This is a genomic window from Psychrobacter sp. 1Y1 (genome assembly GCF_051847395.2).
Lineage (GTDB): Bacteria > Pseudomonadota > Gammaproteobacteria > Pseudomonadales > Moraxellaceae > Psychrobacter.
In genome coordinates, this window is sequence record NZ_JBPYDF020000001.1 from 2,954,629 (window position 1) to 2,976,515 (window position 21,887).

General features: G+C 42.9%; 24 protein-coding genes and 1 tRNA gene. 15 read left to right on the forward strand and 10 right to left on the reverse strand.

Going from position 1 to position 21,887, the window contains the following annotated elements:
- Positions 1-292 precede the first annotated feature (292 nt).
- Positions 293-949, reverse strand: coding sequence for an IS1595 family transposase (locus tag ACS8FA_RS26385; protein ID WP_045455674.1), 657 nt, complete (start codon positions 947-949; stop codon positions 293-295).
- Between the two features lie 57 nt (positions 950-1,006).
- Between ACS8FA_RS26385 and nadR the strand changes: the two genes are divergently transcribed.
- From nadR to ACS8FA_RS26400, 3 genes are all read left to right on the forward strand, one after another.
- Entirely contained in the window at positions 1,007-2,065 is a 1,059-nt protein-coding gene (nadR, locus tag ACS8FA_RS26390; RefSeq protein ID WP_439267405.1) for a multifunctional transcriptional regulator/nicotinamide-nucleotide adenylyltransferase/ribosylnicotinamide kinase NadR, read from the forward strand.
- A 115-nt stretch (positions 2,066-2,180) separates the two neighbouring features.
- Positions 2,181-2,912, forward strand: coding sequence for a nicotinamide riboside transporter PnuC (gene pnuC, locus ACS8FA_RS26395; RefSeq protein WP_439267407.1), 732 nt, complete (start codon positions 2,181-2,183; stop codon positions 2,910-2,912).
- 211 nt (positions 2,913-3,123) lie between these two features.
- The gene (locus ACS8FA_RS26400) at positions 3,124-3,558 is read left to right on the forward strand and encodes an Mpo1 family 2-hydroxy fatty acid dioxygenase (protein ID WP_071003023.1); all 435 of its coding nucleotides are present in this window, start codon (positions 3,124-3,126) and stop codon (positions 3,556-3,558) included.
- Positions 3,559-3,734: 176 nt separating this feature from the next.
- Here the strand turns inward: ACS8FA_RS26400 and ACS8FA_RS26405 are convergent, their stop codons facing one another.
- From ACS8FA_RS26405 to ACS8FA_RS26415, 3 genes are all read right to left on the reverse strand, one after another.
- On the reverse strand, positions 3,735-4,346 hold the full coding sequence (locus ACS8FA_RS26405; protein ID WP_058025043.1) for a nitroreductase family protein: 612 nt from the start codon (positions 4,344-4,346) through the stop codon (positions 3,735-3,737).
- Positions 4,347-4,553: 207 nt separating this feature from the next.
- Positions 4,554-5,507, reverse strand: coding sequence for a pirin family protein (locus tag ACS8FA_RS26410; protein WP_439267410.1), 954 nt, complete (start codon positions 5,505-5,507; stop codon positions 4,554-4,556).
- A gap of 67 nt (positions 5,508-5,574) precedes the next feature.
- Positions 5,575-6,288: a pirin family protein gene (locus ACS8FA_RS26415; protein ID WP_238069864.1), complete on the reverse strand. Its 714-nt coding sequence runs from the start codon at positions 6,286-6,288 to the stop codon at positions 5,575-5,577.
- 159 nt (positions 6,289-6,447) lie between these two features.
- On the opposite strand from ACS8FA_RS26415, the gene ACS8FA_RS26420 reads away from it, so the two are divergent.
- Complete coding sequence (locus tag ACS8FA_RS26420) at positions 6,448-7,353, forward strand: LysR family transcriptional regulator (protein WP_101205745.1); 906 nt, start codon at positions 6,448-6,450, stop codon at positions 7,351-7,353.
- A 34-nt stretch (positions 7,354-7,387) separates the two neighbouring features.
- On the opposite strand, the gene ACS8FA_RS26425 is transcribed toward ACS8FA_RS26420, so the two are convergent.
- Together ACS8FA_RS26425 and ACS8FA_RS26430 are read right to left on the reverse strand one after the other, a co-directional pair.
- Entirely contained in the window at positions 7,388-8,794 is a 1,407-nt protein-coding gene (locus tag ACS8FA_RS26425) for a Na+/H+ antiporter NhaC family protein (protein WP_439267413.1), read from the reverse strand.
- Positions 8,795-9,010: 216 nt separating this feature from the next.
- Positions 9,011-9,085 (reverse strand) — tRNA-Gly (locus ACS8FA_RS26430).
- 530 nt (positions 9,086-9,615) lie between these two features.
- On the opposite strand from ACS8FA_RS26430, the gene ACS8FA_RS26435 reads away from it, so the two are divergent.
- The 3 genes from ACS8FA_RS26435 (at position 9,616) to ACS8FA_RS26445 (ending at position 11,467) form a co-directional block, all read left to right on the forward strand.
- Entirely contained in the window at positions 9,616-10,428 is an 813-nt protein-coding gene (locus tag ACS8FA_RS26435; protein WP_341610406.1) for a M48 family metallopeptidase, read from the forward strand.
- Between the two features lie 284 nt (positions 10,429-10,712).
- Complete coding sequence (locus tag ACS8FA_RS26440) at positions 10,713-11,033, forward strand: BolA family protein (protein WP_439267415.1); 321 nt, start codon at positions 10,713-10,715, stop codon at positions 11,031-11,033.
- A gap of 74 nt (positions 11,034-11,107) precedes the next feature.
- Positions 11,108-11,467, forward strand: coding sequence for a SirB2 family protein (locus ACS8FA_RS26445; RefSeq protein WP_102094089.1), 360 nt, complete (start codon positions 11,108-11,110; stop codon positions 11,465-11,467).
- 121 nt (positions 11,468-11,588) lie between these two features.
- Here ACS8FA_RS26445 and ACS8FA_RS26450 read toward each other — a convergent pair whose 3' ends face one another.
- Entirely contained in the window at positions 11,589-12,290 is a 702-nt protein-coding gene (locus ACS8FA_RS26450) for an IS1 family transposase (RefSeq protein WP_520758224.1), read from the reverse strand.
- 153 nt (positions 12,291-12,443) lie between these two features.
- Here ACS8FA_RS26450 and ACS8FA_RS26455 point away from each other — a divergent pair, with 153 nt between their 5' ends.
- Positions 12,444-12,839: a hypothetical protein gene (locus tag ACS8FA_RS26455; RefSeq protein ID WP_439267499.1), complete on the forward strand. Its 396-nt coding sequence runs from the start codon at positions 12,444-12,446 to the stop codon at positions 12,837-12,839.
- Positions 12,840-12,886: 47 nt separating this feature from the next.
- Positions 12,887-13,699 carry a J domain-containing protein gene (locus ACS8FA_RS26460; RefSeq protein WP_439267497.1) on the forward strand — a complete coding sequence of 271 codons (813 nt, stop codon included), beginning with the start codon at positions 12,887-12,889 and terminating at the stop codon, positions 13,697-13,699.
- A 384-nt stretch (positions 13,700-14,083) separates the two neighbouring features.
- On the opposite strand, the gene trxC is transcribed toward ACS8FA_RS26460, so the two are convergent.
- The 3 genes from trxC to ACS8FA_RS26475 all read right to left on the reverse strand — a co-directional run bounded on the left by trxC (position 14,084) and on the right by ACS8FA_RS26475 (position 16,322).
- Positions 14,084-14,521 (reverse strand): thioredoxin TrxC, encoded by a 438-nt coding sequence (gene trxC, locus ACS8FA_RS26465; protein WP_102091852.1) that lies wholly within the window; start codon positions 14,519-14,521, stop codon positions 14,084-14,086.
- Positions 14,522-14,669: 148 nt separating this feature from the next.
- Complete coding sequence (locus tag ACS8FA_RS26470; protein WP_439266366.1) at positions 14,670-15,290, reverse strand: class I SAM-dependent methyltransferase; 621 nt, start codon at positions 15,288-15,290, stop codon at positions 14,670-14,672.
- 159 nt (positions 15,291-15,449) lie between these two features.
- Positions 15,450-16,322 carry an MBL fold metallo-hydrolase gene (locus tag ACS8FA_RS26475; protein WP_439266364.1) on the reverse strand — a complete coding sequence of 291 codons (873 nt, stop codon included), beginning with the start codon at positions 16,320-16,322 and terminating at the stop codon, positions 15,450-15,452.
- A 378-nt stretch (positions 16,323-16,700) separates the two neighbouring features.
- Here ACS8FA_RS26475 and ACS8FA_RS26480 point away from each other — a divergent pair, with 378 nt between their 5' ends.
- The 6 genes from ACS8FA_RS26480 to ACS8FA_RS26505 all read left to right on the forward strand — a co-directional run bounded on the left by ACS8FA_RS26480 (position 16,701) and on the right by ACS8FA_RS26505 (position 21,887).
- Positions 16,701-16,988 (forward strand): ArsR/SmtB family transcription factor, encoded by a 288-nt coding sequence (locus tag ACS8FA_RS26480; RefSeq protein ID WP_057761516.1) that lies wholly within the window; start codon positions 16,701-16,703, stop codon positions 16,986-16,988.
- Between the two features lie 46 nt (positions 16,989-17,034).
- Complete coding sequence (locus tag ACS8FA_RS26485) at positions 17,035-18,738, forward strand: SulP family inorganic anion transporter (protein WP_439266362.1); 1,704 nt, start codon at positions 17,035-17,037, stop codon at positions 18,736-18,738.
- Between the two features lie 236 nt (positions 18,739-18,974).
- Complete coding sequence (locus tag ACS8FA_RS26490; protein WP_057761519.1) at positions 18,975-19,301, forward strand: protein tyrosine phosphatase family protein; 327 nt, start codon at positions 18,975-18,977, stop codon at positions 19,299-19,301.
- A gap of 67 nt (positions 19,302-19,368) precedes the next feature.
- Entirely contained in the window at positions 19,369-19,701 is a 333-nt protein-coding gene (locus tag ACS8FA_RS26495) for a protein tyrosine phosphatase family protein (protein WP_057761521.1), read from the forward strand.
- Positions 19,702-20,088: 387 nt separating this feature from the next.
- Entirely contained in the window at positions 20,089-20,946 is an 858-nt protein-coding gene (locus ACS8FA_RS26500; protein ID WP_439266359.1) for a bile acid:sodium symporter family protein, read from the forward strand.
- A 182-nt stretch (positions 20,947-21,128) separates the two neighbouring features.
- Complete coding sequence (locus tag ACS8FA_RS26505; protein ID WP_439266357.1) at positions 21,129-21,887, forward strand: glutathione S-transferase family protein; 759 nt, start codon at positions 21,129-21,131, stop codon at positions 21,885-21,887.

Genomic DNA, 21,887 nt, shown 5'->3' on the forward strand with positions numbered 1-21,887 from the left:
CACCTGCAAATCCTCCAAAAGCTTTATACCATGCTGATAAGCAACTCATATTTCAGATATTCTATGATGAAAGCTAGGACAGTGCTCAACTATTAGATAAGAATACCTTTATGAAGAATAGTAGAAGTAAAGAACATGGTTAGTATTACGATTCTTAATAGATTTCTGATTTGGATCTTGATAGACGTCTAGTTTGGATCATTCAACTTAGACAGCATCGACCGTATTTTTTGGAATAGACATAGAACACTGAGATTAGAATAAAAAAATAAGGGGCTGTAGTAGATAAGGATTAAATATCACACCATTTTCTCAAGGTTTTCAGCTGATTAGATGGTGAGCCATAGTTGAATCTAAACTCGCACTCTTTTAAAAACAAATGGAAGTTCTTCTTATTAATCCCATTATACTTTCTGAGTGTTCGTTTGGACTGATTCCAGAAGTTCTCAATGCCATTGATGTGATTGTTCTTACCGCAAATGAACTCTATAGAGTGATTGACTCTGAAATGTTTAAACTCACTCACATCTAATGCATTGTAACTTCGATAGCTATCCGTATAAACAAAGCTGTCAGGCTTGATTTTACGCTTAATAACAGGCATTAGGGTAGTCTGTTTGGTGTCTGCTACGACAATGGTATAAACCTTACCGTTTCGTTTTAGAATACCAAATACAGCGGTTTTACCAGCTGCCCCGCGACCTCTTTTGCCTTTGCGTACACCGCCAAAGTAACTTTCATCTAATTCGACCTCACCATCAAAAAGCTCATCAGCTTCTAATGAGAGATGGTAATCTATCACAAGTCTTATTTTATGATAAAAAAGTGCAGCAGTATTAGGCTGAATATCAAGCAAATCTGCGGCTGTTCTAGCAGTCACTTCAGCCGTAAAAAACTCTAACAGCCTTCGCTGTGCTTTTTTACTTAGTTTACAACGGGTTATCTTCATAAAAGTAGTCTAGCATAGTGCTTATCTACTACAGCCCCAAAAATAATAAGGATAACTATGTACGACACTGGATTGATGATTGGACATTTCGAGCCGCTGCATTTAGGGCAGATGCGTAGTATATTGGATGCAGCAGGACAAGCCAAAACCTTACATATCGTTATTATGGCGCATCCATCGCCTCATCCAGATTTTACTATCACCTTACAAGACAAAGCGCGTTGGCTACAGATGGCCTGTGCCGACTTGCCATTTATTCATATCCATACTACTCATGAGATCGAGCTACCGCTGCACGAACATCTGTATAACATTAGCGATGATGTCAGTATCGATGTCGCTGCTAGTAATGCCAAATTGCAACGTTTGATAGACGCCTTATCACTATCAGCAGAGACTGTATTGTTTACGGCAGACAACCATCCGCTCACTCGCAATGACATACAAGAGCAGCTGCTTTTGCCAGTCGTTACTACGCCGCTACAGTCTGAGTTTGACTCTTATGCGATTGCGCGTGATCCCGTTGCCCATTGGTCAGCACTTCACCCACAAGCCCGCGTCGACTATACCAAGACTGTCGCTATCGTCGGCGGTGAAAGCTCAGGCAAGACAACGCTGGTACATAAGCTGGCCAATTATTATGGTGCCAGCTTTGCCTTAGAGATGGGTCGTCTGTATGTCGGTACGGATTTGGGCGGTAGCGAGGTTGGATTACAGTACAGTGATTATGGCCCTATTTGTCTTGATCATGCTGAGGCAATCCGAGAAGCCAAAGCCCGTGCGACTGCCCCTATCACCATCGTTGATACTGACTTTGTCACTACGCAAGCATTTTGTGAAGAGTATGAGGGTCGCACGCATCCCTTTGTGGCTGCTTGTATTGATGAGTTTCGTTTAGACCACACCATCATGCTCGATAACAATACGCCATGGGTTGATGACGGCATGCGCTCTTTAGGTACGCCTGAAGCACGTGGACGGTTCGAGCAGCGCTTGCTAGATATTTTTGCTCATCACGATATCGCGCCGCATATGATTGACCAGCCCGATTACGATGCTCGTTATCAGCAAGCACTGCAATTTATCGATCAGCATATCTATGGCAAAACATTATAAGAGGCATCAAAGAGTGCCCTATTTATCATCATTTATTCAGCTAGCGCGTTGCAGTTAACATTATGTTGTCGTTAGCACTATATTGAAATCAGTATCAATTTTAGAGGAAAAATTTATGCGTATTCAGCTACTGGATAACATCACCGGAAAATGGTCGATGCAATGGATCATCGTTTGGTTTATTTGCGGTGTGTTTGCCTTATCCGCAGGTTTTTGGCTCACCACCGACCATACCACGCTCGATTGGTTTTATTTAGCGGTCTCGTTCATTGGTTTGGTTTGCGTGGTCTCGCTGTCATTTCGCAAAAATGTCATGGGCAATGGCTTTGGTATGGGGGCAACCGCAGGGGAGGTTATCGTACAGGCAACGTCTGGTGCAGTAGGCTTAATGCTTGCTCCACTATTTAACTTTTTTACCCATGTTTACGGTATTTTTTATTGGTCGAAGCACACCGACCCTGATGGCGACATGATACCCAAGTCAGCGAGTAAAGCTGTTTGGTTAATCACCGCTGCATTTATCGTCATTGGCCTTGCCCTTTTTCCTACGATAAATGATTTATTAGCGAGCTACGGCTATGCGGTCGTAGAGGATGATAGTAGTCTGTTTTTGGGATTTATCTCTTTCTTTTGGATTAATGTGATTGCCTTTGTGCTGTCTATTACCGCTCAGGCAGCGATGATTCTGCGTTATTCGTTTAACTGGTGGTTATGGATCATCGTCAACTTTGTCTGGCTCATCGTGAACCTCATGTCTGGCAACTATATCTTTGCTATTCAGACTATGGTGTATCAAGTAAACGCCTTTATCGGCCTTTATGAATGGCATCGCAGCGAGCAAGGATAATGTGTTTCTTGTAGAAAAGAACCCTTGGGAGTTTGAATAAAATTTCGCTGATATAGCATCAATAGTACGAGCGAAATTGACTGTGCCGTCTATCAGATAACATGGCAGACACGCGCAATTAGTGCTACAACTGGTACTAATTGCGCATGTTAATATTTAAATTGATAGCGCATGTCAGCGTCTTATTTCATTTACTAACAAGGAGGTTAGTATGTCTCGTCAACCCAAAATGTCCAAACGCACGCTTGAGCAGTGGCTCAGTGAGTATGCGGTCAGTCACCAAAACCTGATTAATAAGAAAATCCATTGGCTATGTGTGCCGACGATTTTTGTGAGTTTGTTGGGGATGGGAATGTCGCTGTCTGTATGGTTTACTCTCGTACTGAGCGCATTAGTCTTATTATTTTATATACGCTTATCGACGCCGCTATTTTTGGCAATGGGGCTGTTTATTCTGATTTGTCTGTCGGTCATGGCGGCAATGCCATGGGGATTCAAAGCGTGGGCGGCAGTATTTGTCGTTGCTTGGATTGGTCAGTTTATTGGTCATAAAATCGAAGGCAAAAAACCCTCGTTTTTTGAAGATTTACAGTTTTTATTAATCGGTCCAGCATGGGTCGCCAACAGTTTGATGCAACGTAAATAATCATTAAATTGTCGCATCAGTTCTGCAAACATCCAGTGTAGCTGTACTGTCTTTAATATTTATTATTCATAAAAAAACGCCACCCGATGATTGGGTGACGTTTTTTACGTGCTCTGTAGTTTATTTAGCAAACTTCCTAAGCAAGGCCATAGGTTGTCTATTCTCAAACAACAACATTAAGCACCAAATACTTTCATACGCTCATCAAGTGGCTTGAATTCTTTGTCGCCTGCTGGCTGCTCAATCTTACCAAATACCATTTGCGCTTTTAGTTCCCAATCTGCATCGATGTTCCAAGTGCTCGCGACTTTCTGGTCGATTACTGGGTTATAGTGCTGCAAGTTCGCACCGACATCAATGCTTGCTAGCGCCGTCCAGATGACGTATTGATGCATTGCGTTGGTCTGAGTTGCCCAAATTGGGAAATTATCAGCATATAAAGGCGCCGCTTCTTGCATGCCTCTCACCACTGCTTTATCTTCAAAGAACAATACCGTACCAGCACCCGCTCTAAAGCCAGCAATTTTGTCTTTAGTAGATTTAAACGCTTCTTCATCACCGACGATTGCACGTAGTACATCTTCAGTCATATCCCATAGTTTGTGATGATCATCGCCGAATAACACAACGACACGCGTTGATTGCGAGTTAAATGATGATGGTGTATGCAAGACAGCATGCTCAACTACTTTTACGACTTCATCGTTAGATACTGGCAACTGGTCGCTGAGTGCATAGATAGAACGGCGCTTTTCTGCTAATTGCTGTAAGTCTTTTAGTTCTGACATCGTACTTCTCCATATTATTGTAGGAATGATTTGCTCTGGGTTGATAGACCTTGTCGATCTTGTGATCAACAAGTCGTTATAAAACAGTTTATTTATGTGGGCTATTATCGGAACAATTTACCTGAAACCCCATGTATTTTTTGTAAAAAAACTTAACGATGATGATTACCTTTGAAAAATAGATTAATAAATTTTTCGTGTTGATAATTAGCCTTTGAAGCCTTTGGGTAGTTCTGGTGCCACCAGACGCTGCATATTAGAATCCACTTCACCAAAACGCTCATGACCATTGTTCCAATCAATGACCGATTGCTTGAGCTCCTCTTTGTTGTCAGCGACAAAATTCCACCACAGTAATACTTGGTTGCTTAGAGGCTCCCCACCAATGAACATCAAACGTGTGCCCTTGTTTGCTACCAGCTTTATAGAAGTCTTGTCGATCATGTCATCATGATCAAAGCGCAATAACTGGTCTTTCTTGTATACTTGACCTTCAGACTCTAGCGTACCGACAACCACTAAAATACCGTACTCAAAGCTCGCCTCCAAATTCAGCGTGACGTCTCCATCTTCTAAAAAATGTACATCGATACCAACTATCTTTGAGTACTGCAACGTTGGCGCTTGATGGTGCTCACCAGATGCTGATTTGTAACTGCCCGTGGTCAGAATCAGCTCGACGTTGCCCTCAGTCCATGCTGGCAGCTCTGGGTAATGATGAAAACTGCGTTCAATCTGCTGGTCAGTGGGTAAAGCAATCCACAGCTGTATCATATTGATACTACGTGCAGTGACGCTTGAGTGAGCAACATCTGAGTCAGCACTGTCCAAAAAAACGCTTTGCTCTGTATGGCTAATACCTTGATTCAATCCTGTACCAGCTGTCATGAGGTTGACTTGGTTTTTGGCAATGACTTGCTCGCTACCTAAGCTGTCTTTGTGTAAAATCTCACCATCAATCATCCAGCTAAACGTCTGTAGATTGGTATGCGGATGGCGCCCAACTTGGACACCTAAATCATCTTGAGCAAACTCAGCTGGCCCTGCATGATCCAAAAAGCACCATGCGCCAATCGGTTGTTTGCCTTTATTGGGTAATAACCGTGCGATAGGAACACCACCAACCTCCGTTGATCGTGGCTCTAGAGTTCTAATCGTCATGTGGCACCTCTTGATCTGTATGCGGTTAGTCGAGCGAACGAACGATGCTACGGTGCTCATCCGTGATCTACATAGAAAGCGGCACTTCCATCAGCAATACTTTTGCCGCCTCTTTCACTTCCATAGTGAAGTGCTTAGTATCCCAAACCCCAAGGCCATCTCGAGTAAACAAAATGTTACCGTCTATCACGACTGTTCCTGCAATCACAAAAATATAAACACCATTATTAGGATTGTTTAGTTGGTAGGTCTGCGTCACGCCTTCATCAAACTCTCCCATACTGAACCAAGCATCTTGATGAATCCAAACCCCTGCATCATCTGCATTTGGTGATAGCACCTGATTGAATTCATTGGGCGTCATGATGGTCCCCATGTGCACTTGCTGATAGCGAGGAGCAACACTCATTTTATTTGGCATGACCCAGATCTGTAAAAATCTCACAGCTTCTTCACGACTGCCATTCATTTCACTATGAGTGATGCCTGTGCCCGCTGACATGACTTGGATCTCACCCGTCTCAATCATGCCCTCATTACCGATGCTATCGCCATGCGCAAGTTTGCCAGCTAGAGGAATGCTGATAATTTCCATATCACGGTGTGAGTGCTTGCCAAACCCTTGACCACCAATGACAAAATCATCATTGATGACACGTAAAACACCAAAGCCCATACGCTCAGGATTATAGTAATTGGCAAAACTAAAGGTATGACGGCTTTTTAGCCAGCCATGATTGGCATTACCGCGTGAGTCTGCTGCATGATAGATCGTTTTCATTATTTATCCTTAACTGTCCATACGTTTATTATCTATATATTTGTTATTAATTCACGTGATTGAACAATGTATCTATTATAATTGTTGACTATATAGAGATAAACAGACATAAATGCAAATAACTATTCTTTTTATTAGAACAATCATGAGGCATCGATAATGGGTCAATTAGAAGACATGGCGATGTTTGTACGCATTGTTGAGGCAGGTAGTATTACCAAAGCGGCTGAGCAGTTAAATATTGCAAAATCAGCCGTCAGTCGCCGACTCAAAGAATTGGAAGAACGTTTAGGCAGTCAATTAATCAGCCGTACTACCCGCCAATCTAAGTTGACGCAAGCTGGTGAGCAATATTATCAGCAAGTGAACAATATCTTGCGTGCAGTTGACGCTGTCAATGAGCATGCTACTGACGCTCCCATGCGTATTGAAGGCACATTGAAGATGACAGCGCCGTTGTCCTTTGGACTCATGCATCTGAACGATGTGATTGATAAATACGCCAATAAACATCCCAATCTGAGATTCGATCTGGATTTTTCTGACCGACGTATCGATTTGATTGAAGAAGGCTATGAGTTGGCCATTCGAATCGGAGAGCTACAAGATTCTAGCTATCAAGCAAAAAAGTTGGCATTGATTCGTTGTGTGATTTGCGCCAGTCCTGATTATTTGGCAAGAATGGGCATGCCTGAGACGCTAGACGATTTAGACAACCATGCGCTGTTGCAATACAGTCTCGGTCAAACCAATAGTATAAACTTGGTGGATACTGAAGGCAGAAGTCATCATCGTACGATAGATGCCAAAATCAAAGCCACCAATGGTGAGTTTTTAGTGGACTTAGCAGTTAAAGGTCATGGGATTACCTTTGTACCGACTTTTATTGCTTATAAACAACTGGCGCTGGGCGAGCTTGTACCTGTCTTCCAACACTATCAATTGCCAACCCTAACGGCTTATGCTGTTTATCCAAAGAATCGTTTTTTGTCGCAGCGTTGTCGTTACTTGATTGATTTTATTGCCGAGCAATTCGGTGATAATCCGTACTGGGATCAGTATTAATCAACACTCTTATTATTCCTAACGATATCAATTGCTATTGATTTTGGGTCACCTTCCCCTCTTTAACCCGACTAATCGTCAGCCCTGTAAACCCGAACAGTAGCGTCAATAGCAGTGACAAATAACAGAAGAACGCATAAGGTAAGTAATCCAATACTGGCACCCCTAATGCCTGACTGATAAACACCCCGCAGACACTCCAAGGCACCAGCGGATTAATCACCGTTCCTGCATCCTCAATCGTCCGAGATAAATTCTTAGGATGTAGGTGCAGACGCTCAAACGTCGAACGAAAGGCCGTACCAGACAATAGAATACTCAAATACTGCTCACCAATCAGCACGTTAATGCTTAGTGCCGACATCGCTGCCGCGAATATCGCTCGTCCTGATGTCGTCAGTGTGTCCTTAATACCAGATAACAGTGCTGGCAGAATACCTAGTGCCGTCAACAGACCACCTAAGCTTAATGCCAGTATCACAATCGCCTGAGTAAAGAACATACTCTGTACACCGCCGCGCGACAGCATACCACCTACCTCACCTAACTCTAATGACTCAGCAGGGGCATAGCCTGCAAACAGATAGCCGCCCAACTGTCCAAAGCTTGGTGAGCTATGTACATAAGTAATGATAAGTGCCGCAGCAATAGTACAGATAATCGTATAAATCGCATTAACCCGAAACAGTGCCAATCCAACCAATATCACAAATGGCAGTACTGAATACCCATGTACCAGACCGCTGTCTATCAATTGTCCTTGTAGCATGGTCACTTGACTCAGATCAGAACTGGTCGTCTGTCCTGAAAACATCCAAAACAATATCACCGTCAGTATCCATGCAGGTACGGTTGTATACATCATATTGCGAATGTGCTCAAACAGATCAATACCAACGACTGAGGACGCAATCGTACAAGTATCCGACAAGGGTGACATCTTATCACCAAAGAACGCACCTGATACTACTGCCCCTGCCGCTATCGCCACATTGGCATCAAAGGCATTACTCATACCAATAAAGGCTACGCCCAAGGTAGCTGCAGTCGTCAAACTACTACCCAATGCAATACCAATAATAGAGGTTAAGATAAAGGCAGAGATATAGTAGTACTCAGGTGAGATCAGCTGAAAGCCTACATACATAAGCGTTGGAATCGCTCCTGACATCATCAGAGCCGCAACCATCAGTCCAATAAAGAAGAACAAATAGATGGCACCGATACCACGCATGACACCTGAGGCCATTTGCGCTTGCATGTCATCAAAGCTCAAACCTTTGTACATACCGATAGCCAGTAGTACACAGATAGCCAAGATAAGAGACAGATGAGGCACCCAGCCAAAGCCGATCATGGTGATACCCATGATACCGATGACGATGGTGGATATGATAAAGGCGAGCTTGGCACTGATTAATGTGAGGGGTTTTGGTGGCATTGGATGCCCTTATGTTGCTATAGGTTTAATTTGCTCAAATATTTAAGTTATGCGTCAATTCTTCAGTATTTATTATGGCTAGACTCTGTCTTGCTGATAATTAGCTCTAGTTTTTGCTTTCTATATTTCCACTATCAGCTGACTTAGGACAGATTTTACACATAAAAAAAAGCCTCACTGTGAAGTGAGGCTTTTTGCGCTTTTTCAAGCCATATTTGGAGCGGGAAAAGAGATTCGAACTCTCGACCCCAACCTTGGCAAGGTTATGCTCTACCACTGAGCTATTCCCGCTTAGTATCAATCCGTAGCGTTGTTAACAACTACTCCGTCTCGATAGGCTGGCTATTCTAGCAAATATTCTGTGGGTGTCAACACCTTTTTTAGAATTTATTTCTAATATTTTTAACTAAACACCCTTTTTACAGGGAAAATCCACATAAGCAATTGATTTAAAAACAGGAATTAATTTTGGTAATATAAAAAATATTTCACATTAATTATAGAGATTTAAGTCTGAGATCTACTTCCCTTAGCTTTATAACGGTCATAAGACAATCGATAAAAGAAAAACGCACTATTTTCACTCTAATAAAAACATATCGCACTTACAATCATACGCTTTATTGTTACTTTTCCTATCTTGGTTTTAAGTGGTTAACATTATTATACTTATGTCCAATGGCAGTTAAGGTAAACTTTTACTGTTTAAGCGGATGAATGAGCACTACTAAAAGATTAATAAACACGGCTCCAATATCTGCTGCACTATTTTTTAACTTGTTTGACTTTACGTTTTTCCATCTTATAGAGAGGATATTTTTATGAAGAAGTTATTAACCACGACGGTGATGGCCGCTTCGTTGTCAGCACTAACTTTAACTGGTTGTACCAGCACTACCAATTCTGGCGCAGTTGGTGTTGATCGTCAGCAGTTGCTATTAGTGTCTAGTGAGCAAGTACTAGCACTATCTGCCCAAAGCTATGCCAAAACAATACAAGACGCAAAATCAAAAGGTGTGCTAGATACCAATACTGCTCAGCTAAACCGCTTAAAAAATATTGCGAATCGCTTGGTTGGTCAAGTTGGCGTCTACCGCGCAGATGCAGCCAAATGGCAATGGGAAGTACACACCATCAAGTCTAACGATCTAAACGCCTTTGTGGTACCGGGTGGTAAGATTATGTTTTATTCAGGCATCATCGATCGTCTGAACCTCACTGATGATGAGATTGCTGCCATTATGGGTCATGAAATATCTCATGCATTACGTGAGCATTCACGTGAGCGTCTATCACGCGAGTATGCAACCCAAACTGGTATCGGTCTGGCTGCTAGTATATTTGGCTTATCACAAGGACAGGCTGAGCTAGCAGGTACTGCGGGTAATTTGGGCTTGAGCCTACCCCACAGTCGCACTCAAGAAAGTGAAGCCGATCAGATTGGTCTTGAGCTGATGGCACGTGCAGGTTATAACCCTCAGGCAGCTATTACCTTGTGGCAAAAAATGCAAAAAGCAAGCCAGGGTGAGCCACCACAATTCCTCAGCACTCACCCAACGAGTAGCAGCCGTATCGCAGAGTTACAGTCATTAATGCCAAAAGTTACGCCTCTATATCAACAGTCGCGCCGCTAATGAGTAGCTAATTAGCTACCTTTATGCTTTAGCAGTGCGAGTTTAGATATCATAGAAGCAAAGTACAGCCAAAGCGTTGTGCTTTGCTTTTTTAGTTATAGCCAGACATTGCAGGTTTTATAATTGACAAGCATTGTAGTTGATAAGCATTTTAATCGGCAGGGTTTGCAATTGGTCAATTTGGCAATCGCATGCTATCCCGCTTATCGTGTCTGTTATAATGCCGATAAATATTATTTGCAGATTGCCCAATCAAATTGCACAAAATACATTGAAGGATTGTTATGAGTACCACACCTACTGCCGACGCACTTCATGCCGAATTACAGGCGCTAGAGCCGCAGCATATCGAACTGATCAATGAGTCGATGTCGCATGCCGGTTACTTTGAAGGTAAAGAAAGCCACTTTAAGCTCACTATCGTTAGCGATGCATTTGAAGGCAAAAGACTGGTCGGGCGTCATCAGCTGATATACGGCTTAGTCACGCCTTTGCTTACTTCACAAGGCGGCCAAGTACATGCCCTCGCTATCCATGCCTATACTCCGACAGAATGGCAAGGTCAAAGCCCTGCGAGTCCATTATGTGCTGGTCAAAACAAATAGATGATTATGTTTGCATCGCAACTAACCATTCTAACTTAGCCTATATACTGCAGTTTTAGAGGGAGCAATATTCAATGAAACATCTACATATGCTGATGGCAGCGCTGACTGTTGCGCTATTTTTATATCAAAGCTACTTGGTACTCAGCGCAGACCGCCGCGCACCACGTGTGGTCAAAATAGCCACTCATATTATCTATGCCCTGCTTATCCTGTCAGGTGCGATGATGCTAATGCAATTGATGGGTGCCAACGCTCCTGTACAGTGGGTGTTTGCCAAAATCATCTTACTTATCGCGGCTATTAGCTCAAGTATTAAAGCGTTTAAAGTTGATGCGACACCAGTGCAAAGAAAAACAGGTATTCTTATCGCTGCCGTTGCTTATATCGGGATCGTGATACTTGCCTTTGCTAAGCCCGCAAACTTATTTTAATAAGCGATTTGCTTTATTAATAAGCAACCGTTTTAGAAAGCTGTCGGTGTGTTGATGATATGATGCGAAAATTTTTCATCATCGATGGATTTTCGGTGGTGTTCTAAAAAGTATGCTGGCATCATACGTAGCCATAATTGACATAAAAGAACACCAGATCAAACACTTTTAAGTGATTATCGAGCTTCTTCGAGAAACAACAGGTTCTTCTAACGGCTCGTTTTAGTCGGTGTCTAAGACGGCAGTTATTGCCTTCTATGCCTACCGTATGCTGTTTGCCAATTCGTTTGTTATCTGGTTTAAATGCCGTTATGAAGCTGTCCCAGTTGTCCATACTAATAGAATCATAGCTGACTGTAAGCTGCTTTAAACGTGCTCTTAACTTCTTAGCCGTTTTTAGGTCACGTTTGCCCCAGACATAAGCGACAATCTCATTAGTAGCACGGTCATAAGCGTAGATGAGCCAGACTTTACGCTTCTTGCGATACACGTAAGTCCAGAACTCATCAACCTCTAAGCGTTCATAATAGCGCTTCTTAGGCGCGATCTTATAAACAGATGAGCCTATGGTGCCAAGTACTTTACCAATACTCACCGAGGTAATGATGGCTATGTCTCTAACACCACAACCTCGGACAGTCATCAGTCGTATGAGATCTTCTATTCTAGAGTGACAGCCGTTATAGGTTACTGCATGATCGCCAATAAACTGACGTTTGCAGTCCTTACATTGGTAGTTCTGCTTGCCATAGCTTTTTATGCCATTTTTCTTTAGACTAAGACTGTGACAGTCGGGGCAATTGATCTGTATTTGTGTCTTCATAACCTCAAATATATCATCTTGCTTTGACTGTCACCCTTCCTTTATTACCCCAGCATACTTTTTGATACACCACCGGATTTTCAATATCTTAATTGCGCTATTTTTGCTATCTTAAATAGATATAAATACAATCACTTAGCCACTGGAGCCATTATGAAAACGTTTACGACAGCGACACTACTAGCTGGCATTTTTGCGCTCTCAGGCTGTGCCTCTACTGGTAACATCACCCCGCAATATGTACCGCCAGGTACTTATCAAAATTATAATTGCCAAGCACTTGGCCAAGAGTACACTCGCGTCAACCGCTATGTCGAAGCGGCTCGCAACGAGCAATCTACCCTATCGGCATCAGGCGTCGGTGTTGGTGTCTCTGCAGGACGCTGGGGTATCTCGCCGAATATCAGTTTTGGTCTAGGCAAGAGCAACAATACCAAAGCACGTGATGCAAAATTATCACGTCTCTACGGTGAGCGTGATGCAATTGTCCAGTCAGCACGCATTCAGCGTTGTAGCTTTGCCAATGGTATCAAGATTTATGGTGAGTAATTTCTTAAACATATTGGATAGTATTAATTTAATAAGATCATATAACTATGAATAGCTTTCCTACCCACTATGATATCTTGATGGTATCTAAGAATGCTTCTCCAGAGGTGATACGAGCCGCTTTTAAATCACTATCTCAAAAATATCATCCAGATAAGAGTAACCATCCAGATGCAGACCGTATCATGCAACAGTTTAATGAATCATATGCTGTATTGTCTGATCCTGTAGAGCGTAGTAAGTATGATGAGTTACTTTGTCGATACGAGCATATGTATAATGATAATATCGAACGAGATTACTCTAACAAAGCAGATAATAATTCAAAAAATCGGGAGAGACGAAATAAAGTAGTTGTAATCAATATTCCAGATTCCTTATCTATTAGTAATGCGAAAATATATCTAAGTAATTTTTTAGCTCAAACTATACCTATAGTTATAAAAATTCTTAAATATTTATTCTATATCGCTATATTACTGTTCTTAATGAGTATGTTATTCACATATATTTATGATTCTGACTCCTATAATGCAGCAGACGATTTAGCTGAAGCACAAAGAGAAATTGGGGACGCTGCAAGAGAGCTAAGTGAGGCTGCTGCGGAATCTGATGATTATGAAAACTATCCTCCCATATCTGATTCTTCAGAAAGTCTTCCTGTTTATAATAATTTGAGCCAAGAACCAAGTACAAGTTACAAAACCCATGCCCCGAATGGTGAACTTTATCCATCTTCAGCTGGCTATGTAGCTGGTTACCCGCAATTGAACAACGATGGTGCATCTGTTCTCACTATCGATAATAGTCAAAATTCTGAGGCTGTCTTTGGCAAACTTTACTATCTAGATAGCTTGTAACCTCAAGCTGTACGTTACTTCTATATTCAGGGAGGTGGTGGACTTAATATTCGTAATATTAGTGCTGGGAATTATGACGTACGTTATAAAGATCTTGAGCAAGGATATATATCTAAATCCGAGCCTATGCTGGTACAAGAATATGATGATGCTTATGGTTCTAGGTTCAGTGAAATAACAATGACTTTGTACAAAGTTTCAAATGGTAATATGCAAACATATTCTATCCCAGAGAGTGAGTTCTAGTTTTATCTATACTTGATAAAGACGTAAATAGCCAATATGCAGATCGCATATTGGCTTTTTTATTGCTACGGTTTTTATAAGAAAACATAATCGCTTGGATAAATAGCTTGGATGATAAGCAATCTATCCTGACTAATACTAAGACTGTAAGCTTTGCACCCATTGGATGATTTGATGACTTGGTAGCGCGCCCGACTGTCGCGCGACTTCCTTACCATTTCTAAAAGCAACCATCGTTGGCAAGCTGCGAATATTGTAAGGAGCGGCTGCCTGTTCGTATTTATCCGTTTGTACCTTAGCAAAGACCACTTGTGGCAATTGACTAGCAGCGCTCTTGAACTCTGGCGCCATCATAATACAAGGCTGACACCAACTCGCCCAAAAATCCACGATAGTCAGTACATCATTTTTTTGGATAACCTTATTGGCTGTTTGCGCATTTAGCTCATGCGGACTGGCAGTCAATAATGGCTGACCACATTTACCGCATTTTGGCGCAGCGCTTAATCGTGCAGCAGGTACACGGTTGGTTGCTTGGCAATGTGGGCATACTAGATGAAAACTTTGCTCACTCATTATTTAATTCCTATTCTAATTATTTTGTTATTTCAAATACTGTTTATGAACGCTTTTATATAAAAGCTAGTTGCGTTGCTTGCTGTAGTTATAGTCATCGTCGCGTTGATTGGTAAATAATTTTAGCATAGTTAATTGGGCTTATCCTTTATGTCAGTTGCTGTGCCACACCGCTATACACATAGCTCATCGGTCGTGGACCGGGCAAATACGCTTCGCTCAACTCATCAATAGCAAAACCACCTTCTCTGATAAGCGCCGGAATATCGCGATCTAAATGACATCCTCCCGCTATAGGTTTCCAAAAAGGCGTCAATCGATGCTGCCAACGTTCAACAGAAGAGTCTGGTGCCAGTCCATGCTCACAAAATAGTAAGCGACCGTTAGGTTTTAGCACGCGCGCCATTTCTCGAAGCGCCGCTACTGGATCATCAATACTACACAAGGTAAAAGTCATCACAATCGTATCAAATTGATCTGTATCGGCATGGATACCTTGTACATCGACGGCTATCACTTCAACCTGAATGCCAATGTCAGCCGCACGCTCACGAGCCAGCGACTGCATCTGAGCCGCTGGATCCACACCGATAATAGAAGAGACTTTGTTAGCATCATAAAACTGCAAATTCAAACCGCTGCCAATGCCAATCTCCAACACCTTACCGAGCGCTTGCGGAACAATTTTGGAACGCGCTTTCATCACGTTGCCCGTACTACAGGCAACATCTATCATCTTTGGCAACACATAGCGCTCGTAAGGGTTCATTGCTCTCTCCAGTTATTGCCGCACTTAGCGCTTGCAGGTGGTCATACATAGCATCTAAAAATGGACAGTCTATAGGTTAGCATTCTTATAGATATCAATCATACGATACTTACGTAGAGCTGCATCGGGTAATGATTTTCATCTATTAAACTGTTTAACTTATCCACCAAGGACGTTGATCGGGACTTTTAGATAACGCGTACCGTTGTCCTCTGGCGCAGGGAAATGTCCGGCATCGATATTGATTTGTACAGCAGGAATGATAAGGCGGGGCATATCTAAAGTCGCATCACGGCGCTCACGCATCTGCACAAACTCTGCTTCGTTTATACTGTCTTTGACGTGGATATTCTCTAGTTTTTGCGCGGCTACTGTCGTCGTTGGGCAGTGCTGACGACCTTTGCTTGGATAATCATGACACAGATACATGACGGTATCTTCAGGAAGTGCTAGCAGCTTCTGAATAGACTGATAAAGCGTTTTGGCATCGCCGCCTGGGAAATCACAACGCGCTGTACCGACATCAGGCGCAAACAACGTATCGCCAACGAATACCACTGTTTTTTCATCATCAGCGGCTAGATAGGCCATATCGGCACGCGTATGACCGGGTACATACATCGCAGTGATAGTAATGTTGCCAAGCTCTAAGGTCTCGCCTTCATCTGTCAAAATATCAAACTGGCTGGCATCAGTGCGGAAACTAGTGTCAAAGTTGAAAATTTGCTTAAAGATTTTTTGTACTTCGGTGATATGCTGACCGATGACTAACTGTCCGCCAAGACTTTCTTTTACATGGATGGCCGCTGATAAATGATCTGCATGCGCATGGGTCTCGATAATATACTTGAGCGCCCAATCTTGCTCACGTATAAACTCAATCACTTCATCGACACTGCTAGTATTGGTTCGGCCTGACTTAGCATCGAAGTTCAATACAGGATCGACAATGGCGCATAGTTTTTGCTCAGTATCAGCAAGGACGTGGGTATAGGTTTCTGTATCGCTATCTAAAAAAGAATGAACTTGCATGGTGGCCTCTTTGATTATTTATACATAAGTTATTTATACATATTTTGGTCATAGGGATTTTTATCTTTAATTAACCCTTAAGTATGATATTCAGTCGTATATAATGCGTTCCTACGACTTATATGATGCCACCAATATAACAACCAACATACAATTTATCAATTTATATAATGTAATTAATGATAACTTGCTATGTGGCGTGATATCATTGATAATCAACTATATATTGCTCAAAAAATCATGGCATTTGTTACCCTCTAATGTAAGGAATTTGTTCTGACTACTTCTATTTCAGCCGAAGGTACACCTACTCGCAGTACTACTGACGATGGGTCATCTGATACTGCAGATTTAGTACCTGCCGATCTTGCCAAGCAAATGCAGCAAGCATCGCTACAAGCCAGCCAACTACTAAAGTCGCTATCGCACCCTGATCGCCTACTTCTTCTCTGTCAATTGACCCAAGGTGAATATTGCGTCGGTGAGCTGGAGGATTTGGTCGGGGTTGGACAGCCGAGCTTATCGCAGCAATTGGGTATATTGCGCAAAGACGAGCTGGTCGCCACACGCCGCGAAGGTAAGCAAATTTACTATAGTATCGCAAGCGAGGATGCGCTAGCTGTACTCGATCTGCTGTATCAACGTTTTTGTGCCAAAGCAGAATAACGCCGCCCTCGCTTAATTATTTGTACTATCTACTGTGGTGATTGATATGTCCTCTATCGTCGCTCGTCTGATTCCAGCTTGGCTGCGTCAATACCAGCTCTCAGCGTTGCCGACTGATCTCGTCGCAGGCATAGTGGTGGGCGTGTTGGTCATACCGCAGAGCCTAGGTTACGCGGTGCTTGCAGGACTGCCGCCTGTCTATGGCCTATATGCAGCGATCGTACCTGTCCTCGTTTATGCGTGGCTCGGCTCTAGCAACGTGCAAGCCGTAGGACCTGTTGCCATTACCGCCATCATGACAGCCAGTGGCTTACTGCCTTATGCTGAGCAAGGCACTGAACAGTACGCACTGATGGCTAGCCTATTGGCACTGATGGTAGGTGCACTGCTGTGGATAGCAGGACGGTTAAAACTTGGCTGGATAATGCAGTTTATCAGTCGCGGCGTGTCCGCAGGGTTTGTAAGCGGTGCAGCGGTCCTTATATTTGTCAGTCAGCTCAAATATCTGACCGACATTCCAGTCACTGGCAATAGTCTGATTGGGTATCTATCTACCATGCAACGCTATGCCAGCCAGCTGCATCCATTAACCTTAGCTATCGGTATTACCGCATTTGCGCTATTGGTTGCCAATCGCTATGCAAGTGAGTGGATATGGCAGACGTGGCTATCATCGTCGTATGCCAAATGGGCAGAGCGCTTATTTCCGCTTATACTACTCGGTATCGCTATCGTACTCAGTATGGCACTGCATTGGAGCACACATGGTGTCGCGACCATCGGTCGTATTCCACAGGGGCTGCCGAGCTTTACGTTACCGCATATCTCAGACCTACAAGAGGCGCTAAAGCTATTGCCAACAGCAGGACTGATGGCACTGATCGTATTTGTGTCGAGCAGCTCAGTTGCCAGCACCTATGCTCGCTTGCGTGGTGAGAGTTTTGATGCCAATCGTGAACTGACTGGACTTGGGCTGGCCAACCTGTCTGGTGGACTGTTCCAAAGTTTTGCGGTTGCTGGTGGTTTTTCGCGTACGGCTATCAATGCCGACTCCGGCGCGAAGACTCCACTAGCCAGTCTCGTCACCGTACTGGTGATGATTGCCGCGCTTATAGCCTTCAGCAATGCGCTTGCTCCACTACCCTATGCACTACTGGGCGCAACTATCATGGCCTCCATCATTGGCCTGATAGATATTGCGACGTTGAAATCTGCATGGCAGCGCGATCGCTTAGATGGTGCTAGCTTTTTGGCAGCGTTCGTCGGTGTCCTGATATTTGGTCTAAACACGGGACTGGTCATTGGTCTAATGGTGTCATTCGCCAGTCTCATCTGGCAGTCGAGTAAGCCACATGTGGCTGTCGTTGGACAGTTGGGCGGTACAGGACATTTTCGTAATATCAACCGCCATGACGTCGTAACTTTTAGCAATTTATTGATGTTGCGTATCGATGAGAGTTTGTTCTTTGGTAATAGTGAATCTGTACATCGACGCATCCTCAATGCCATGCAGCAATATCCCGATGCCAATGAAATCATCTTGATTATGGCCGCCGTCAATCATATAGATCTGACTGCTCAAGAAATGCTTTGCACTTTAAATTACGAGTTAGCGCTACAGAACAAGCGCTTACATTTTAGCTTTATCAAGGGTCCTGTGATGGACATCATCGGTCATACACCATTGATTAGCGAGCTATCAGGGCAGGTCTATCTAAGTACCTTAGATGCTGTTGATGCGTTAAAATAATCTATAGTGTAACCACAATAAAATAGCTGCGACATTAATTTCACTCAACCTCAATTACTATTCTCGCCTACAACATAATATCGCTATGATAGCGCCTGTGTTATGCTAGACGCACTAAATAGGGAATCAATTAACCTAGAAATCAGCCTAAAGAATGCTGGTTTATAGCCCTTTGATATTCTTAGCCCAACCCTCAATAATAAATATACTTTAACAAATATAACTGAACCTACTTTATGACCGATGATTTAACGATTTATAAGCAAATATACCCAAGCCAATGCGTTAAGATTGCTGAGCTTGGTTATCGCTCAGTGCTTAATATTCGCCCAGATGCCGAGATTGAGACACAGCCTAATAGCTGCGATTTGGCAACGGCTACCGAACAGGCAAACCTAGCGTATCAGCATCTGCCGTTTGATGATGAGCGCTTAAGTATGCTGACGGTCGAGCAGTTTGCCGATTTCTATCACTCAATGCCCAAACCTATATTAATGTTTTGCGGTACTGGGGCACGCGCCAAGCTACTGTACCAAAGCGCGTTGATGCAAGGTCTGTTATAACAACAACCGTCGCTCGAACTCACACGTTTTATAAACCCAACAACACCAATAAAAAAAAGGAGCTCTTATGAGCCATGAAGTTAGCTTTACCGGACAAATCACGCCTGACCAAGTGCCTATGATTGCCGAAAATGGTTTCAAAACCATTATCAATAACCGTCCTGATGGTGAAGAGCCAAATCAGCCAACCAGTGCCGAAATCGAAGCAGCAGCCAAAGAAGCTGGTCTTGCTTATAAAGAGATTTCTTTTGCAGGTAATGAGCTGAACCAAACTCATGTCGAAACGTTTGCAGATTTCTTTAATCAAGCTGAGCAGCCAATGCTGATTTTTTGCCGCACGGGTAACCGCTCAAACGGTATCTATGAAGCCGCTAAGCAAATGGATTTACTAGACGACTAGTGCAGCATGAACAGACTAGAAAGTTAGCGTATTTAGCCCACAGAATCTTGTGGGCTTTTTACTACGATTATCATTATGCTCAAAGCGTCATTAGCCACAAACAACCCAATCACTACCTAGTCACTGCCTAATCATTTCCCGATAGCTACCAACAACCTCGACCAACCTCAATAGTCACGACAAGTGGGTTACTATACGAGCGTAATACCGCTATTATCATTTGATAGGCTTGATCTAGCTTGGTGGTTGAGACACCTAAATAGCTAGACGATTAAATACCTAAACACATGGAATGTGAGCAGCTGTATGGTGACAAGGTCACCTCGCTGCTATTTACTTTCAAAACGCCATCTTGATATGGCATTTTAGTTTTACAAGGAATGTTTGATGAATAATACCGCGCTAGCATTACTGCCACTAGCACTTGCCTACATTATGTTCACTCTAGGAGCAGGGCTAAAACTGAGTGATTTTAAGGTCATTGCCAAATATCCAAAAGCGTTCTTTGTCGGCTTAATCAATCAAGTTGTGTTGGTACCGTTGGTTGCGCTAGCAGTCGTGTTAGTAACGGCTCCGCCACCAGCGATTGCTTTTGGGATTATGCTGATTAGTTTTTGTCCCGGCGGCGTCACTAGCAACATGCTGACCTACTATGCCAAAGGAAATGTCGCGCTCTCTATCGCGTTGACTGGTGTGGTCAGTATACTATCGGTCATTACATTGCCCATTTTAATCACCCTGGCTTTTGATCACTTTATGAAAGATCAGGCAAACTCTATTAGCGCGATAAAGATTGGCCTAGTCATGTTCTTATTGACCACATTGCCCGTATCTCTTGGTATGCTTGCTCGCCACAAATTTACGGACTTTATGGTACGTCGTAGCAGCCTTCTAAACGGCTTGGCCAGCGTATTTTTTGTACTAATTGTCTTCGCTGCTATTGCCTCTAACTGGCAACTACTACAAACACAGTTCACTCAAATTGGTTTAGAGCTGGTCTTTATCATTGCTATTTTATTTGCTATTAGCATCTCAATCTCTAGAGTCCTAAAGCTTAGCTGGTTTGATACCAAAACCATCTCGATAGAAACCAGTATTCAAAATAGTACGACGGCTATCACCTTAGCCCCTATCATCATGGGCGTGAGCACACTACCCGTCATCGCGCTGCCTGCTGCTTTGTACGGTGTGCTGATGTATGTCGTTGCGCTGCCTATCATCTTTCTAATCAAAAATAAAAACTGATGATAGCGAATGTAAGAAATAAAAAGCGCCCTTCTAAGTAAGTGCCCGTCTAAATATTAGATGGGCATTTATTTCGGAATAGGATTTACATGATAGAGACATGGCTCGGTTTATAGACTGGTCAATACTCAAGATTGAGTACATAATAAAATGCTACTGTTATCGCTTAATAGGACTCTATGATGGAAAAACCGTTATTAATTATTGGGAATAGAAACTACTCATCTTGGTCGCTACGAGCATGGCTATTGCTCAAAGCGTTCAATGTTGATTTTGATGAGCAGCTTGTTGAGTTGTTTCATCCATCAGCACGTCCAACGCTCGAAACGCATTCACCAACGGGTAAAGTGCCTATTTTAGTCTATGGTGAAGAAAATAATAAAGTAACCGTTTGGGACACCTTAGCGATTGCTATGCATGTCAATGAGTACTTTACGGATATTGATATTTGGACAGGCATTGATAAATCTAACGCTGAAAAACGAAATAATAATCAAAGTAGAATAAATAGCGCCTATTGCCAAAGTATCGTGGCTGAGATGCATTCGGGATTGACAGGCATTCGTAATGAGATGCCGATGAATATACGAGCAACGGCTAAGATACAACCAAGTAATGCTTGCTTAGTAGATATCGCTCGTATTGAGAGTATTTTCGCTAATTGTTTAAAAGATCGCTCAGCAGACAGTTTCTTATTCGGAGATTTCACAGCAGCTGATGTGTTTTTTGCTCCAGTGGTGCTGCGATTACAGACTTATGCTGATGCATCTAATATTACTTTGCAGCCAATGACCAAGCAGTATTGCCAAACTATGCTAAATCATCCGCACATACAGGCGTGGCAACAATCAGCACTGACAGAGACTCGAATTATTGAAGAAGATGAAGCAGGAGAGATACTGTCTGTCGTTGGCGTATTGGCGAATAACCATTCATTTTAG

Coding starts and splice junctions, on each gene's coding strand:
- ACS8FA_RS26385 (WP_045455674.1), bottom strand. CDS start 949: ATGAAGATAACCCGTTGTAAACTAAGTAAAAAAGCACAGCGAAGGCTG.
- nadR (WP_439267405.1), top strand. CDS start 1,007: ATGTACGACACTGGATTGATGATTGGACATTTCGAGCCGCTGCATTTA.
- pnuC (WP_439267407.1), top strand. CDS start 2,181: ATGCGTATTCAGCTACTGGATAACATCACCGGAAAATGGTCGATGCAA.
- ACS8FA_RS26400 (WP_071003023.1), top strand. CDS start 3,124: ATGTCTCGTCAACCCAAAATGTCCAAACGCACGCTTGAGCAGTGGCTC.
- ACS8FA_RS26405 (WP_058025043.1), bottom strand. CDS start 4,346: ATGTCAGAACTAAAAGACTTACAGCAATTAGCAGAAAAGCGCCGTTCT.
- ACS8FA_RS26410 (WP_439267410.1), bottom strand. CDS start 5,507: ATGACGATTAGAACTCTAGAGCCACGATCAACGGAGGTTGGTGGTGTT.
- ACS8FA_RS26415 (WP_238069864.1), bottom strand. CDS start 6,288: ATGAAAACGATCTATCATGCAGCAGACTCACGCGGTAATGCCAATCAT.
- ACS8FA_RS26420 (WP_101205745.1), top strand. CDS start 6,448: ATGGGTCAATTAGAAGACATGGCGATGTTTGTACGCATTGTTGAGGCA.
- ACS8FA_RS26425 (WP_439267413.1), bottom strand. CDS start 8,794: ATGCCACCAAAACCCCTCACATTAATCAGTGCCAAGCTCGCCTTTATC.
- ACS8FA_RS26435 (WP_341610406.1), top strand. CDS start 9,616: ATGAAGAAGTTATTAACCACGACGGTGATGGCCGCTTCGTTGTCAGCA.
- ACS8FA_RS26440 (WP_439267415.1), top strand. CDS start 10,713: ATGAGTACCACACCTACTGCCGACGCACTTCATGCCGAATTACAGGCG.
- ACS8FA_RS26445 (WP_102094089.1), top strand. CDS start 11,108: ATGAAACATCTACATATGCTGATGGCAGCGCTGACTGTTGCGCTATTT.
- ACS8FA_RS26450 (WP_520758224.1), bottom strand. CDS start 12,290: ATGAAGACACAAATACAGATCAATTGCCCCGACTGTCACAGTCTTAGT.
- ACS8FA_RS26455 (WP_439267499.1), top strand. CDS start 12,444: ATGAAAACGTTTACGACAGCGACACTACTAGCTGGCATTTTTGCGCTC.
- ACS8FA_RS26460 (WP_439267497.1), top strand. CDS start 12,887: ATGAATAGCTTTCCTACCCACTATGATATCTTGATGGTATCTAAGAAT.
- trxC (WP_102091852.1), bottom strand. CDS start 14,521: ATGAGTGAGCAAAGTTTTCATCTAGTATGCCCACATTGCCAAGCAACC.
- ACS8FA_RS26470 (WP_439266366.1), bottom strand. CDS start 15,290: ATGAACCCTTACGAGCGCTATGTGTTGCCAAAGATGATAGATGTTGCC.
- ACS8FA_RS26475 (WP_439266364.1), bottom strand. CDS start 16,322: ATGCAAGTTCATTCTTTTTTAGATAGCGATACAGAAACCTATACCCAC.
- ACS8FA_RS26480 (WP_057761516.1), top strand. CDS start 16,701: ATGCAGCAAGCATCGCTACAAGCCAGCCAACTACTAAAGTCGCTATCG.
- ACS8FA_RS26485 (WP_439266362.1), top strand. CDS start 17,035: ATGTCCTCTATCGTCGCTCGTCTGATTCCAGCTTGGCTGCGTCAATAC.
- ACS8FA_RS26490 (WP_057761519.1), top strand. CDS start 18,975: ATGACCGATGATTTAACGATTTATAAGCAAATATACCCAAGCCAATGC.
- ACS8FA_RS26495 (WP_057761521.1), top strand. CDS start 19,369: ATGAGCCATGAAGTTAGCTTTACCGGACAAATCACGCCTGACCAAGTG.
- ACS8FA_RS26500 (WP_439266359.1), top strand. CDS start 20,089: ATGAATAATACCGCGCTAGCATTACTGCCACTAGCACTTGCCTACATT.
- ACS8FA_RS26505 (WP_439266357.1), top strand. CDS start 21,129: ATGGAAAAACCGTTATTAATTATTGGGAATAGAAACTACTCATCTTGG.